Raw genomic sequence first — 12,820 nt, 5'->3', positions numbered from 1 at the left:
GCGGCCTTCTTCGCCGGAGCCGCAGCCTTCTTCGCCGGAGCCGCAGCCTTCTTCGCCGGAGCCGCAGCCTTCTTCGCCGGAGCCGCAGCCTTCTTCGCCGGAGCGGCGGCCTTCTTCGCCGGAGCCGCAGCCTTCTTCGCCGGAGCGGCGGCCTTCTTCGCCGGAGCGGCGGCCTTCTTCGCAGTTGCCATGATTTTCTCCTTGATCAAGTTGGACTATCAACAGAGGGAAACACTTCGTGCCTGTTGTGACGCACGAAGCGATTCATGACCCTGGACAGACGACTCCAACGCCATGAACTCGGGATCACAGCCGGGGCAACGCGCCGGGGCGATGCCAAGAGTTGCTGTGGAAGGCGGTCGTTCATTCGAATGATCAATCCCAGGAGAGTGCTCCGCCGGATTGGTACTCAATGACGCGGGTTTCGAAGAAGTTGCGTTCCTTCTTGAGATCAATCATCTCGCTCATCCAGGGGAACGGGTTCTCTTCATTCGGGTAAAGGGGCTCAAGGCCGATCTGCGTGGCTCGGCGATTGGCGATATAGCGAAGGTAGCCCTTGAACATGGAGGCGTTCAAGCCCAGGACGCCACGTGGCATCGTGTCCTCCGCGTAGCGGTACTCCAGCTCGACGGCCTTGACGAACAGGGCTCGTATCTCCGCCTTGAACTCGACAGTCCAGAGGTGGGGGTTTTCCAGCTTGATCTGGTTGATCAGGTCAATGCCGAAGTTGCAGTGCATCGATTCGTCACGCAGGATGTACTGGTATTGTTCGGCGGCACCGGTCATCTTGTTCTGTCGCCCCAGCGCCAGAATCTGGGTGAAACCGACATAGAAGAATAGCCCCTCCATCAGGCACGCGAACACAATGATGGACTTCAGCAGCGTCTGGTCCGCCTCGGGCGTTCCCGTGCGGAAATTCGGGTCCATGATCGCGTCAATGAACGGGATAAGAAATTCGTCCTTGTCCCGGATGGATGCGACCTCATGGTAGGCGTTGAAGATCTCGCCCTCATCAAGACCCAGACTCTCCACGATGTACTGGTATGCATGCGTGTGGATGGCCTCTTCGAACGCCTGCCGAAGCAAGAACTGCCGACATTCCGGTGCGGTAATGTGCCGGTATGTTCCCAATGTAATGTTGTTCGCCGCCAGCGAATCGGCAGTCACGAAGAAGCCAAGATTGCGCTTGATGAGGCGCCGCTCATCGTCGGAGAGGCCGTTGGGGCTCTTCCAGAGCGCGATGTCGCGATTCATGTTGACTTCCTGCGGCATCCAATGATTTGCGCAGGTGGCGAGGTATTTCTCCCAAGCCCATTTGTACTTGAACGGTACCAGTTGGTTGACGTCGGTCTGGCCGTTGATGATTCGCTTGTCGGATGCGTTCACACGTCGGTGTGACGCCGCAGGGGCCGCCTTCGCGGGAGTGCTGATGTTCGAAGGGGTTTGATAGGCGGACGGCACCGCAAGACTGTTTGGCGCAACGGTCGCAAGACCGCCCCGTTCGACAGGTTGCAAGGCCGGCAGTGCAGAAGGTGTGACGGTGTCGTCCCAGGACAGCATGGTGGTTTCCAGTGCTCGTATTATGGTAGCAAAGAGGGTTGAAGGAAAAGGGCTACGCGCACTCGATCGAAACGAATGTTGCCCTGTGGCGTCGGTTTTACTGGCAGGCCTCGCAGCCGGGGTCGTCGATGGCGCAAAACTTGATGTCGGTCGCAGCCAGCTCAGGTTCGGATGGACGGTCATGTGCCACAGTGCCAGTGCCGTTCATGCCGCCATCACCACTGGATACGGAATTGAGTTGCCGGGTACTGACTGTGCTCATCTCGACGTGGGTGGCGCTGTGGGTGCGCAGGTAGTAGGTTGTCTTCAAGCCCCGAAGCCAGGCCAGTTTGTAGGTTTCATCGAGCTTCTTGCCCGACGCGCCAGCCATGTAGATATTCAGCGACTGCGCCTGATCAATCCACTTCTGTCGACGCGAGGCGGCCTCGACCAGCCACTGGGGCGCGACTTCGAACGCGGTGGCATAGAGCAACTTGATTTCGGTCGGGACCCGATCGATCGACCACAACGAGCCCTTGAAGTGTTTGAGGTCCATGACCATCACGTCGTCCCAGAGGCCCAAGCGTTTGAGGTCACGAACCAGATAGCTGTTGATGACCGTGAACTCACCCGACAGGTTGGACTTCACCGACAGGTTGCCGAAGCTCGGCTCAATGGAGGCATCGACCCCGATGATGTTGGAAATGGTGGCCGTCGGCGCGATGGCGATGCAGTTGGAGTTGCGCATTCCATCGGTGGCGATTTTGCGACGCAATGCATCCCAGTCGAGGCTGGACGAGCGGTCCACCTCGACGTATCCGCCCCGTTCGCGCGCGAGCATGTCCAGCGTGTCGTGTGGAAGGATGCCTCGATCCCAGAGTGAGCCTCGGTAAGACGAGTATCGCCCGCGCTCCCGTGCCAGTTCGGTCGAGGCCCAATAGGCGTGATAGCAGACCGCTTCCATAGAGCGGTCTGCGAACTCGACAGCCGATTCGGACGCGTAGGGAATGCGCAACTCGTAGAGTGCGTCCTGGAACCCCATGATCCCCAAACCAACCGGGCGGTGACGCAGGTTGGAGTCCCGCGCTTTGCGCACGGCGTAGTAGTTGATGTCAATGACGTTGTCCAGCATGCGCATGGCGGTCACCACGGTCTTGCGCAGCTTTTCCTGGTCGACCTGGCCGTCCCGTAGGTGCTGACGCAGATTGATCGAACCGAGATTGCACACGGCTGTCTCGGTATCGTTGGTATTCAGGGTGATTTCAGTGCACAGGTTGGAGGAATGAACCACGCCCGCATGTTGCTGAGGTGAGCGGACGTTGCAGGCGTCTTTGAAAGTGATCCACGGATGCCCCGTCTCGAACAGCATCGACAACATCTTGCGCCAGAGATCGACCGCCGGGACAGTCTTGGTTGGCTGGATTTCGCCGCTTTTGGCTTTCGCCTCATAGGCCGTGTAGGCCGTCTCGAAAGCGGTACCGTACAGGTCGTGAAGGTCCGGGCAGTCGGATGGAGAGAACAATGTCCACTCACCTTTCTCCATCACCCGGCGCATGAACAGGTCCGGTATCCAGTTGGCCGTGTTCATGTCGTGCGTGCGTCGGCGATCGTCGCCGGTGTTCTTTCGCAATTCCAGGAACTCTTCAATGTCGAGGTGCCAGGTTTCGAGGTATGCGCACACGGCTCCCTTGCGCTTGCCGCCCTGGTTGACCGCGACTGCGGTGTCGTTGACCACCTTGAGAAACGGCACTACCCCTTGCGACTCGCCGTTTGTTCCCTTGATGTGCGAACCCAGTGCCCGCACCCGGGTCCAGTCATTGCCCAAGCCGCCGGCAAATTTCGACAGCAGCGCGTTCTCCTTGATCGACTCGTAGATACCGTCCAGGTCGTCCGGTACCGTCGTCAGGTAGCACGACGACAGCTGCGAGCGCCGGGTGCCACTATTGAAAAGAGTCGGCGTAGACGACATGAAGTCAAACCGCGACAGCACCTCATAGAACTCTATGGCCCGCGCCTCACGATCCAGTTCGTTGAGAGCCAGTCCCATTGCGACTCGCATGAAAAAGGCCTGCGGCAGCTCGATGCGTTGCTTGCGGACATGCAGGAAGTAGCGGTCGTACAGTGTCTGCAGGCCGAGGTAGTCGAAGCCCTGGTCACGATCCGCTTTCAGGGCGGCGCCGAGCCGGGGCAGGTCGAACTGCAAGAGCCGTTCATCAAGCAGTTCGTGCTCCACGCCGCGGCGGATGAATGCGGGGAAATAATCCGCATAACGGGCGCCCATCTCGGTGGCCGATACTTCCTCGCCGAAAACCTCCTTGAGGATCGTGTGCAACAGCAGACGCGCTGTGGCGTAGGTGTAGTCAGGGTCCTTCTCGATCAGGGTCCGCGCCGCAAGAATGGCCGCTTTGTGTACCTCGTCGAGCGGTACGCCGTCGTACAAATTGCGCATGGTCTCGGCAAGAATCGGTTCGGGCTTCACATCAGCGCCGAGCTGCCCGCAGGCCGATTCGATCAGCGACTTCAGCTGGCCGATATCAAGCGGCACGCGCCGACCCCGGTCGGTCACATGCAGGGTTGGTGTCGGGGACTGGGGCACCTGGGTGCTGGCCTGGCGCGCACGTTCCTGGGACCTACGTTCGCGGTACAGCACGTACGCACGGGCGATTTCGTGGTGCCCGCCGCGCATGAGCCCCAATTCCACATGATCTTGCACGTCTTCTATGTGGAACGTGCCACCACCGGGGCGCGAGCGCACCAGTGCTCGTACAACAGCATGCGTGAGGGTCTCGACGGTCTCCCGGACGCTGGCGGAAGCCGCTCCCTGCGTACCGTGTACTGCAAGAAACGCCTTCATCATGGCGACAGCGATCTTGTTTGGCTCGAACGGAACGACGGCGCCATTGCGGCGAATGATCTGATAGTGGGCCAATGCCTGATTTGGTGCCGGATCGGCGCGGTCGACACCGGCACCGGTTGGGCCGGGCAAGTTGGTGTGGGACGGGGAATAGGTTTGGGAGATTTGCATCAGTTCCTCTCGTTGTGCTGGCGTTGTCCGGGTTGACGCGGTGGCAGTCGGCGGATGGCTGCGCCGGCTGCGAATCACACCGGGAGCTGAACAGGACCACTACCGGTAGTGTTGCGATGCCTTGTTGGGCACTACCGGTAGTGTATCGTGGGTTGAGGGCGAATCAAGCTGTCCAGCCACTGGGATTGTCAGATCCGTAACTGAAGGTGTCCCGGTCGCCATCGGTGGCAGCGCTTTCCCGCAAGCCTTGAAAAGGCGCCGTTTTCCCCACGATCCCAAGAATTGACGGGCCTTGCCAGGCGGTTTGGCCCGGAAACGCCGCTTGAATCCTCTATCGCCTATGACGGTTGCGAACCGGCGAAGCCTGTAAAACTGATGGCCGGACGGACCCTTGACGCGGACGCATCAGGGAAAACACGGAGGTGACCAGCCGAGCTGACGGCGCAGCTTCAACCAGTCGAAGCCGGGGCCTGGGTCGCCCTTGCGGCCCGGTGCGATATGTTCGTGGCCGACAACATGACGAATCGGGAATCGGCGCGCCAATGCGCGACACACACGAGTCAGCACTTCGTATTGACACGCCGTAAAGGTTTTCCCCTCCAGCCCTTCCAGTTCGATCCCCACCGAATCGTCATTGCAGTTGGTTCGACCCCGATAGCGGGATGCCCCCGCATGCCAGGCCCGCTGGTCGGCATCGACGCATTGCCATAGCGCGCCGTCGCGCCGAATGAAAAAATGGGCCGAAACCTGCATGCCGCGAATCTCGGCGAAATAGGGGTGGGCGGTCCAGTCGAGCCGGTTGCTGAAGAAATCCAGCACGGCGTCGCCACCATACTCGCCCGGTGGCAGGCTGATCGAGTGGACAACGATCAGATCGACAACTGCGCCACGCGGTCGAGGACCAAAATTGGGAGAGGGGTGAGGGCTCGCCGCAGTCCACCATCCGTTGCGCCACGTGTGCATCGCAGCTTCAGGCCAGATCATCGGCGTCCGCGCCACCGGAGCCGGGCACCGTGATGTTCAGGCGGGCCATCCGGTATCGCATCTGGCGGAGATTGAGCCCGAGGCGCTGCGCGGCAGCCGTGCGGTTGTAGCGCGTGATTGCCAGAGTTTTCTGCAGCACTTCGCGTTCCCGGTCATCCAGCCATGCCTGCAGGTTGTCGGGAATGTCGTCGGTGCCAGTTGCATCCCGCGCAGGTTCGGGCACCCGTGCCGGCGAGGGTGCCAACACCGAAGCCAGCGCCACCGGCGGTTCGGTGGCCATGGAGGACAGGTTCTCGAAACTCAGGTCACCGCCTTCGCCCAGGGCGAGCGCCCGATGCAAGAGGTTCTCCAGTTCCCGGACATTGCCGGTAAGTGGGTGTTGCATCAGTTGTTCCATGGTCCCGTGCGACAAAAGAGGTGGCGTAATCCCCGATTCCCTGGCGATCCTCTGCATGAGGCTCTCGCAGAGCAGTGGCAGGTCCTCACGACGCTCGCGTAACGCGGGCACCTTCAGTTCGATGACATTGAGCCGGTAGTAAAGGTCCTGCCGGAAGCGTCCGCTGTGAACCTCTCCGGCCAGGTCTTTATGTGTGGCACTGACAATACGTACGTCGACTGCCTCCTCCTGGGTCGCGCCGATCGGTCTGACGCGGCGCTCCTGGATGACCCGCAGCAATTTGGACTGCATGGCCAGCGGCAGATCGCCAATTTCGTCCAGAAAAAGCGTGCCGCCCGTGGCCGCCTGGAAATAGCCCTCGCGGTCATGCGTAGAGCCGGTGTAGGCGCCCTTGCGGGCGCCGAAAAATTCGGCTTCGAGCAGGCTCTCTGGGATGGCGCCGCAGTTGACGGCGACAAACGGCCCGGCGAAGCGGTGGCTACGATCATGGATGGAGCGGGCCACCAGCTCCTTGCCGGTACCCGATTCGCCCCGCACCAGCACTGGGGCCATGCTCAGCGCCACTTTTTCGATCTGCTGACGCAGTCGACAGATCGGCTCTGAATGGCCCACCAGTCGCTCCAGCGCTGGCGAGTGTTTGTGACCCGACGCCGGAGTGACCCGGCCGTCCGTTCGCCGGAGCGTGCCCGACAGCATCCGTTTTCCGGATGGGTCCGTGTCAGTAGCTGGCTCGCCGCGATTGCCGACGAGTTGTGCGACGGTGTTTCGAAACGCCTTCAGGTCAACCGGTTTGGTCAGGTAGTCGAATGCTCCGGCCTTGAGCGCATCGACGGCATTCTCTGCGGAGCCGTAAGCGGTGATGACAATCGACTTCTCGGAACGGCCGAGCCGGGCCAGTTCGCGCAGCAGATCCAGACCGGTACCGTCGGGCAGCCGCATGTCGGTGATGACCGCGGCATAGTTCGCTTCTTCCAGCGCGGAGAGTGCTTCCTTCAGGGATCCGGCGGTTCGGACCTCATAGCCTTCACGCAAGAGCGTCAGTTCGTACAGGGTGCACAGGTCGGGTTCGTCGTCGACCACCAGGACACCAACCGTTGCGCGGTTGAGGGAGTTTGTCATTGCAGGGGTGCTCCAAAGCGGCCAGACGGGTCGGTCATCGTCAGGCAGAACTCGTTGCCGGTGACCAGCCCCCCGCCGTCATCAAATGGACGCCGTCGGTACTGGATGCCCGCTCCATACCGGCTACTCAACTCCCGGCATATATAGAGCCCGAGTCCGCTGGAGCGGCTGTTTGAGGAGAAGAACGGCTCGAACAAGTGCCTTTCGACGCTTGCGTCAAGCGGTGGGCCACCGCTCCAGACGGCCAGTTCGCAGCGGCCGGTCAGCTGCCCAGTGACGACACGGATGGGCACGGTCGGGTCCCCATGGCGCGCGGCGTTGTCCAAGAGATTCACCAGGACCCGGCGAAGATGTTCGGGTCGAAAAAGCACGGTTGTGCCGTTGGCATGCAAATGGGTTTCCAGGATGGTCGGCAGTCCGCAGCTGAGGCGCCACTCGCTGCAGATGGTCAAGACCAGTTCATCCAGAGGCAAGGGTTGTGGGTAGGTCATGTCTTGATGATCAATGCGCACCACATCAAGAATGTCGTCGACGGTTGCTGCCAGGCGCTGCGACTGGGACTGGACGATGGACGCCAGGCGACGCTGGGTGGTGTCAGCGAGCTCCTCCAGCAACAAGGCATTGGCCTGGCTGATGGCGGCCAGAGGGTTGCGTATTTCATGCGCCACGGCAGCCGAAACCCGGCCCATGGCGGCCAGTTTTTCGGTTCGGATGCGCGCCTCGATCTCACGGCGATCCTGAAGAAACAGTACGCACAGATCGTTGCCTGCATCACCGGCGCCTGGGCTCAGGCAGCTTCTCACCCGCAGGCTGGATGTCTGTCCCGATTCGGCGCGCAGATCGAGATCGACATTCTGGTTGGAATGGGTCGACAGAGTCTTACGGACCACATCGACCAAGGGAAACCAGCCCGGGTTTTCCATCAGGCTGAAGGGAACGGCCGGCAATGCCCCGTTGTCGCCGATCAGGGTGTGGCTGGCCGGGTTGGCGGCACTGACCCAGTGATCATGGCGGACAACCAGCACGCCGTCACTGAGGTTCTCGATGACTACCTCGTTGATCTGAAGTTGCGTCTGTGCTGCTTTTCGGTTGCGTTGTGCGGTCGCTTCCTCCCGCGCGAGTCGCACCGCGAGCTGGTTCGTCAGAAAAGCAACCACCAGCAGACCAAAACCGGTCAGCCCGGCCTGCAACAGGCGGGCCGCCTGTTCCCCGGGCGAGCCGGGCCGCGAAAACCAAAGGGCATCGGCCAGCAACAACAGGGTCGCGAGTGCCGCCGTGCCGCCGGCAAGCATGGCGGTTCCCAGCACCGATACCATCAGGACCGGCAGGGCAAACACCGGTGTGTAACTGATGTTGGCTGACTGGGCCGCTTGCAGCACCGAAAAAACCAACAGATCGACCGCCGCCGTGACCGCCCATTGGCCGTCGAACCGGTGGCCGGGCGGACGCGGTTTTGCCAACAGCCGGACTGCGGAGGCTTCTGCCAGATACAAGGCGCACAGCACCACCAGCCAAAGGGTCATGGCGTTGGCCATGTTGTAGAGGCTGACCTGGATCGTCAGCAGGGCGGCCGCCAGCATGACGCGGGTGGTCATGAAGCCGCGCCAGAGGCGGGCGAAAGCGTCGGCCAGTGGTGGAGTGGTCGGGTCGTCGTCGGGTGTCGGGGCCAGGCTCGAAAACCATGACGGCCCGGCTTCTTCGACGTGCCTGATGCCGGCCATCAGGACTCCGACTGGTCGCGATGCGCAGTGCCGCAGTACCAGCCCTTGCGCCCTTCAACGGCTTCCGCCTCCGGCAGATGGATACCGCAACGTTCACACCGGGTCATGGCCAGCGGCGGGTGTGATGTGGCTGAAGGTGTCGCCTTCGGTTGTCCTTGTGCGGGCCGCTGGCGCTTCTTCCACAGCATGATGGCAACCAGGACGACCAGGAGCAGGACGAGGTATTTCACGCGGCTTTCCCAAGCAGTACTTCCATGACAAAGCGCGAGCCCGCGTAGGCCAGAAGCAGCAGTGCGGCGCCACCATAAACGAACCGGATGGCCTTGCGGCCGCGCCATCCGTAACGCAGGCGGCCGAACAACAAGATCGCGATCGTCAGCCATGACAGCAGCGAGAAAATGGTCTTGTGGTCCCAGCGCAATCCGGTTGCGCTGTTGCCGTACAACCCGGCGCCGAAAAACCAGCCTGCGACCAGCGTCGCAGACAGAAGAGCGAATCCGGCAGCGATGAAGCGGAACGTCAGCCTCTCCAGCGTCAGCAGCGGGATACCGCTGTGGGCGTCGGCCGCCAGCCGAATCTGGCGCTCGACACGCGAGATCAGCCAGGCATGCGCTGCCGCAACCGCAAACAGGCCGTAGGATGCGACTCCGAGGGCCCAATGCAAGGGCAGCCAGACCGAGGTGGTGGGTGCGAGCGCCGCGCCGGGAAACGCCATCCCGAGCAACACCGCAATACCGCCCAGTCCTGCCATCGCCCAGCGCGCCCGCATTCGCGGAAAAAGCTGGCTCTCTACACCGTAGATCGTCAGCACCAACCAGGCGGTAAATGAGATGGCGGTCGCGAAACCGAAACGCGGTGGCTCGCTGGCCAGCCCGAGGGCCAGCAAGGCGCCATGCAAAAGCCAGGCGCCGGTCAACAGCGTGCGCAATGCGCCAAGCCCGAAACGCTGTCCTGCGGCGGCCGTCAGTGCATAGGCAAAAGCCGCCGACAGGCCCAGACCCCAGCTGAGGGGAGAGGCACTCGATAGAATCATGTGCACAGTTTATTCGTTTGCTCTTGCGGGGTATCGAACCCCTTGATGCAAAAACCGCGCCGCCCAGCCCACCCGGGAACTCCTCTCATGGCCTCCGCCCTCACCGAAAAGCTCTCCCGCCTCGTCAAGCAGATCAGCGGCCAGGCCCGCATCACCGAGTCCAACGTCACCGACATGCTGCGCGAAGTGCGCATGGCGCTGCTGGAGGCCGATGTCGCCTTGCCCGTGGTGCGGGACTTCATTGCACGGGTCAAGGAGAAAGCGCTGGGTCAGGAGGTCATGGGCTCGCTCAAGCCCGGTCAGGCGCTGGTGGGCATCGTCAACCGCGAACTCGCCGCCACGATGGGAGAGGGTGTTTCCGACATCAATCTCGCCGCCCAGCCGCCGGCTGTGATCCTGATGGCGGGCCTGCAGGGCGCCGGCAAGACCACCACCACCGCCAAGCTGGCCAAACACCTGATCGAAAAGCGCAAGAAGAAGGTGCTGACGGTGTCCGGCGACGTCTACCGCCCCGCCGCCATCGAGCAGCTCAAGACCGTCACCGGCCAGGCCGGGGCCGAATGGTTTCCCAGCGCGCCGGACCAGAAGCCGCTGGACATTGCCCGCGCCGCCATCGACTACGCCCGCAAGCACTACTTCGACGTGCTGCTGGTCGACACCGCCGGCCGGCTGGCGATTGACGAGGCGCTGATGCGCGAGATCCGCGAACTGCACGCCGAGCTCCGGCCGGTCGAAACGCTGTTCGTGGTCGACGCCATGCAGGGTCAGGACGCGGCCAACACCGCCAGGGCCTTCAAGGACGCGTTGCCGCTGACCGGCATCATCCTGACCAAGACCGACGGCGACTCGCGCGGCGGCGCGGCGCTGTCGGTGCGCCAGATCACCGGTGCGCCGATCAAGTTCGCCGGCACCAGCGAGAAGATTGACGGCCTGGAGGTGTTCGACGCCGAGCGCCACGCCGGACGTATCCTGGGCATGGGCGACATCGTGGCCCTGGTCGAGCAGGTCACGGCCGGCGTGGACATGGCGGCGGCGCAGAAGCTGGCCGAAAAGGTCAAGAGCGGCGCGGGTTTTGACCTGAACGACTTCCTGGCCCAGATCCAGCAGATGAAGCAGATGGGCGGCCTGTCCAGCCTGATGGACAAGCTGCCCACGCAGATGGCCGCGAAGGCGTCCGAAGCCGATCTCAGCCGCGCCGAGAAGGACATCGCCCGCAAGCAGGGCATCATCCACAGCATGACGCCGCTGGAGCGCCGCAAGCCCGAACTGCTCAAAGCCACCCGCAAGCGCCGCATCGCCGCGGGCGCCGGGGTTCAGGTTCAGGAAGTGAACCGCCTGCTCAAGGAATTCGAGCAGATGCAGGAGATGATGAAGAAGATGAAGGGCGGCGGCCTCATGAAGATGATGAAGCGCATGGGCGGCATGAAGGGCCTGGGCGGTGGCGGCATGCCGCGCATGCCGTTCTGAGGCACGCCACACCGGAGTTTCAGGCTTTTTTGGCCATTACCCAGCGTGGAATGGTCATCTTTTGCTATCAATAAGATAACAATTTCAGGCGGTCGTCACCGATTCGGCCAGCAGCACTTCGCCCCGCAGTGAGTGCGGGTAGGCCTGGGTGATGCGCACATCCACCATCTGGCCGATCAGGCGCGCCGCGTTCGGGCCGCCCGGAAAGTTCACCACGCGGTTGCAGGCGGTGCGGCCGGCCAGCTCGGTCGGGTCCTTGCGCGCGGGGCGCTCCACCAGAATGCGCTGCACCGTGCCGACGCGGCTGTCGCTGATGCGGCGCACGTTGGCCTCGATGGTGGCCTGCAGGTGCTGCAGGCGCCGCAGCTTGACCTCGTGCGGGGTGTCGTCGGGCAGGTTGGCGGCGGGTGTGCCCGGCCGGGGGCTGAAGATGAAGCTGAAGCTGGTGTCGTAGCCCACGTCCTCGATCAGCTTCATCATCTTGCCGAAATCGTCTTCGGTCTCGCCGGGGAAGCCGACGATGAAGTCGCTGCTCATGGCCATGTCCGGCCGCACGGCGCGCAGCTTGCGGATCGTGCTCTTGTATTCCATAGCCGTGTAGCCGCGCTTCATGGCCATCAGGATGCGGTCGCTGCCGTGCTGCACCGGCAGGTGCAGGTGGCTGACGAGTTTGGGCACCTTGGCATAGACGTCGATCAGCCGCTGGGTGAACTCGTTGGGGTGGCTGGTGGTGTAGCGGATGCGCTCGATGCCGGGGATGTCGGCCACGTACTCGATCAGCAGCGCGAAGTCGGCGATCTCGCCGCTGTCGCCCATCGCGCCGCGGTAGGCGTTGACGTTCTGGCCCAGCAGCGTGACCTCTTTCACCCCCTGATCGGCCAGTCCGGCCACCTCGACCAGCACGTCCTCGAACGGGCGGCTGACCTCTTCGCCCCGGGTGTAGGGCACGACGCAGTAGCTGCAGTACTTGCTGCAGCCTTCCATGATCGACACAAAAGCCGAGGCGCCGTCGACGCGTGCCGGGGGCAGGTGGTCGAACTTCTCGATCTCGGGAAAGCTGATGTCCACCTGCGGGCGTGCCTGACGCGCGCGGGCCTTGAGCATCTCGGGCAGACGGTGCAGGGTCTGCGGGCCGAACACCACGTCCACATACGGCGCCCGTTTGATGATTTCGGCGCCTTCCTGGCTGGCCACACAACCGCCCACGCCGATCAGCACGCCTTTTTGTTTCAGGTGCTGCACCCGGCCCAGGTCGGAAAACACCTTCTCCTGCGCCTTTTCGCGCACCGAGCAGGTGTTGAACAGGATCAGGTCGGCTTCTTCGACGTCCTGCGTGGGCTCGTAGCCCTCGGCGGCGCCCAGCACATCGGCCATCTTGTCCGAGTCGTACTCGTTCATCTGGCAGCCGAAGGTTTTGATGAAAACTTTCTTGGACATGGCGAATTGATGGTATGAAAAAGGATAGCAAAACATGACCGTTTTGCCATGGGTATGGGCTCAAAAGGCGGTTGGTTTGCCCCTTAGGCCCGTCGCCG

10 protein-coding genes are annotated in these 12,820 nt (G+C 62.4%); 2 read left to right on the top strand and 8 right to left on the bottom strand.

The features are described from left to right. On the top strand, positions 1-270 hold a 270-nt coding region (locus tag AC2EBU_RS08400; RefSeq protein WP_484609903.1), incomplete at its 5' end, for a hypothetical protein. A 105-nt stretch (positions 271-375) separates the two neighbouring features. Here the strand turns inward: AC2EBU_RS08400 and AC2EBU_RS08395 are convergent. From AC2EBU_RS08395 to AC2EBU_RS08365, 7 genes are all read right to left on the bottom strand, one after another. After that, positions 376-1,560 (bottom strand): ribonucleotide-diphosphate reductase subunit beta, encoded by a 1,185-nt coding sequence (locus AC2EBU_RS08395; RefSeq protein ID WP_484609902.1) that lies wholly within the window; start codon positions 1,558-1,560, stop codon positions 376-378. A 97-nt stretch (positions 1,561-1,657) separates the two neighbouring features. Next, on the bottom strand, positions 1,658-4,564 hold the full coding sequence (locus AC2EBU_RS08390; RefSeq protein ID WP_484610147.1) for a ribonucleoside-diphosphate reductase subunit alpha: 2,907 nt from the start codon (positions 4,562-4,564) through the stop codon (positions 1,658-1,660). Positions 4,565-4,969: 405 nt separating this feature from the next. Then, positions 4,970-5,527 (bottom strand): 1,6-anhydro-N-acetylmuramyl-L-alanine amidase AmpD, encoded by a 558-nt coding sequence (ampD, locus tag AC2EBU_RS08385; protein WP_484609901.1) that lies wholly within the window; start codon positions 5,525-5,527, stop codon positions 4,970-4,972. 7 nt (positions 5,528-5,534) lie between these two features. Next, positions 5,535-7,064 (bottom strand): sigma-54-dependent transcriptional regulator, encoded by a 1,530-nt coding sequence (locus AC2EBU_RS08380; protein ID WP_484609900.1) that lies wholly within the window; start codon positions 7,062-7,064, stop codon positions 5,535-5,537. Then, positions 7,061-8,785, bottom strand: coding sequence for a sensor histidine kinase (locus AC2EBU_RS08375; RefSeq protein ID WP_484609899.1), 1,725 nt, complete (start codon positions 8,783-8,785; stop codon positions 7,061-7,063). The genes AC2EBU_RS08380 and AC2EBU_RS08375 overlap by 4 nt, the downstream gene beginning before the upstream one ends. Beyond that, positions 8,785-9,015: a PP0621 family protein gene (locus AC2EBU_RS08370; RefSeq protein ID WP_484609898.1), complete on the bottom strand. Its 231-nt coding sequence runs from the start codon at positions 9,013-9,015 to the stop codon at positions 8,785-8,787. The genes AC2EBU_RS08375 and AC2EBU_RS08370 overlap by 1 nt, the downstream gene beginning before the upstream one ends. Then, positions 9,012-9,818 carry a cytochrome C assembly family protein gene (locus AC2EBU_RS08365; RefSeq protein WP_484609897.1) on the bottom strand — a complete coding sequence of 269 codons (807 nt, stop codon included), beginning with the start codon at positions 9,816-9,818 and terminating at the stop codon, positions 9,012-9,014. Before AC2EBU_RS08365 ends, AC2EBU_RS08370 begins: the two co-directional genes overlap by 4 nt. Before the next feature lie 87 nt (positions 9,819-9,905). Here AC2EBU_RS08365 and ffh point away from each other — a divergent pair, with 87 nt between their 5' ends. Next, on the top strand, positions 9,906-11,285 hold the full coding sequence (ffh, locus tag AC2EBU_RS08360; protein WP_484609896.1) for a signal recognition particle protein: 1,380 nt from the start codon (positions 9,906-9,908) through the stop codon (positions 11,283-11,285). Between the two features lie 84 nt (positions 11,286-11,369). Here ffh and miaB read toward each other — a convergent pair whose 3' ends face one another. Next, positions 11,370-12,722, bottom strand: coding sequence for a tRNA (N6-isopentenyl adenosine(37)-C2)-methylthiotransferase MiaB (miaB, locus tag AC2EBU_RS08355; RefSeq protein ID WP_484609895.1), 1,353 nt, complete (start codon positions 12,720-12,722; stop codon positions 11,370-11,372). Positions 12,723-12,820: the final 98 nt, after the last annotated feature.

The organism is Curvibacter sp. T50 (genome assembly GCF_057219955.1).
The sequence above is the reverse complement of the archived record's forward strand: the minus strand, read 5'-3'. Positions and strand labels throughout refer to the sequence as shown.

Bases quoted from the DNA above. Each gene is read 5' to 3' on its own strand.
- AC2EBU_RS08395 (WP_484609902.1), bottom strand. From the start codon at position 1,560: ATGCTGTCCTGGGACGACACCGTCACACCTTCTGCACTGCCGGCCTTG.
- AC2EBU_RS08390 (WP_484610147.1), bottom strand. From the start codon at position 4,564: ATGCAAATCTCCCAAACCTATTCCCCGTCCCACACCAACTTGCCCGGC.
- ampD (WP_484609901.1), bottom strand. From the start codon at position 5,527: ATGCACACGTGGCGCAACGGATGGTGGACTGCGGCGAGCCCTCACCCC.
- AC2EBU_RS08380 (WP_484609900.1), bottom strand. From the start codon at position 7,064: ATGACAAACTCCCTCAACCGCGCAACGGTTGGTGTCCTGGTGGTCGAC.
- AC2EBU_RS08375 (WP_484609899.1), bottom strand. From the start codon at position 8,785: ATGGCCGGCATCAGGCACGTCGAAGAAGCCGGGCCGTCATGGTTTTCG.
- AC2EBU_RS08365 (WP_484609897.1), bottom strand. From the start codon at position 9,818: ATGATTCTATCGAGTGCCTCTCCCCTCAGCTGGGGTCTGGGCCTGTCG.
- ffh (WP_484609896.1), top strand. From the start codon at position 9,906: ATGGCCTCCGCCCTCACCGAAAAGCTCTCCCGCCTCGTCAAGCAGATC.
- miaB (WP_484609895.1), bottom strand. From the start codon at position 12,722: ATGTCCAAGAAAGTTTTCATCAAAACCTTCGGCTGCCAGATGAACGAG.